The following is a 1365-nucleotide window of genomic DNA, read 5'->3' as shown; positions in this document are numbered from 1 at the left end:
TCCACTGACTCAAACTTTCTGACAGGGTCGCGTTATCCACAGCGCGGCTGACGTTGAGGAGGTTGGGTGAGTCATGGTCAGATCGCGACGAACGAAGATTCCTGCCGAGGAGAAGACCCGGTTGGTGTTGGCTGTATTGGCCGGAGAGATGACCGGCGCTGAGGCAGCCCGACGGTGTGGGGTTGCCTCGACTCAAGTGACGAAGTGGAAGCATCAGTTCCTTGAGGCCGGGGCGCAACGGCTCCAGGAGGTGCCCAGTGGGGCAGCACATAGCGCAGGTAGCCCCGAGCAGCGTCGGCTGCGGATGGAAAACGAACAGCTCAAACTCGCGCTGGCCGAGGCGACTGTGCAGCTGCGGATCTGGCAGCGTGGCGCTGCGTTGGCCGATCAGGTCCCTTCCAGGACCTCGAAACCCTAAGAGAAGCAGCAAGTCTGCCGGTTTCGAGGTTCGCGCCATTGGCCGGCATCGCCGAGCGGACTTATCGACGTCGGCTAGCCCGGCTACGCGCCGGTGACCCGACCAAGGGCCCCTGGCCGGCCCCGGTCGTCGACCGGATCGAAGCCATAGCTGCCAAATACGCCGAACAATGGCCAGCCTGGGGCTACCGCAAGATCGCCGCGCTGATGCGTGCCGATGGTCACGACGTGACCAACTCTTCGGTACAACGAGCACTACGGCGACGCGGCCTACTGTTGCCCCAGGGCTTTCGAGCCGATCGAAAATCTTGGGCTGCGTTGCGCCGCCGGGTGTTCCACGATCCCCCGACCGAACGTAACCGGGTATGGCAGACCGACTTCTCGGAGTTTGAAACCGCCCACGGCGGGATCTGGCGAATCAGCGCTGTCATCGACTACGTCACCAAATACTGCCTAGCCATCACGGTCACACCCACCAGCCGCGGTCGCGACGCCGTGGCCTGCATACGGCTGGCCGTCGAGGAAGGCACCGGCATCCTGAACCTGGCCGACCTGCGACTCGACCGCGGCGAAATGGACGTCCTGGACGCTGAAGACAACATCATCGGGCGCGCGCCAGCGCCAATTGCCATCGTCTCCGACAACGGCCCCTGCTACCGCGGAAAAGACTTCCAAACCCTGTTCACCGGCCATGACCCGCTGCTGCGCCACATCCGCACACGCATCAAATCGCCACAAACCAACGGCGTCATCGAGCGATTCTTCGAAACTTTAAAATACGAACATCTCTTCCGCGGCTACATCGGCGACGGCGATGCGCTCGACATGGAAACCCACCGATTCCGCATCATCTACAACACCATCCGACCCCACCAAGCGCTAGCCGACCGAACCCCCAAACAGGCCTACCTCGACAGCAAAACCCTGCCAACTTCTTGACTCAAGACA

General features: G+C 62.1%; 2 protein-coding genes. Both read left to right on the top strand.

What is annotated here, in order from left to right:
* Positions 1-73 precede the first annotated feature (73 nt).
* Complete coding sequence (locus A5759_RS10510; protein ID WP_068197164.1) at positions 74-418, top strand: helix-turn-helix domain-containing protein; 345 nt, start codon at positions 74-76, stop codon at positions 416-418.
* Positions 419-456: 38 nt separating this feature from the next.
* Positions 457-1356, top strand: coding sequence for an integrase core domain-containing protein (locus A5759_RS10505; RefSeq protein WP_197506016.1), 900 nt, complete (start codon positions 457-459; stop codon positions 1354-1356).
* Positions 1357-1365 lie beyond the last annotated feature (9 nt).

Origin of the sequence: Mycobacterium sp. 852014-52144_SCH5372336 (assembly GCF_001665615.1) — a bacterium.
Taxonomy (GTDB): Bacteria; Actinomycetota; Actinomycetes; order Mycobacteriales; family Mycobacteriaceae; genus Mycobacterium; species Mycobacterium neumannii_A.
The sequence above is the reverse complement of the archived record's forward strand: the minus strand, read 5'-3'. Positions and strand labels throughout refer to the sequence as shown.

What these genes read in the sequence shown, in the direction of transcription:
- A5759_RS10510 (WP_068197164.1), top strand. Translation starts at nt 74, where the DNA reads ATGGTCAGATCGCGACGAACGAAGATTCCTGCCGAGGAGAAGACCCGG.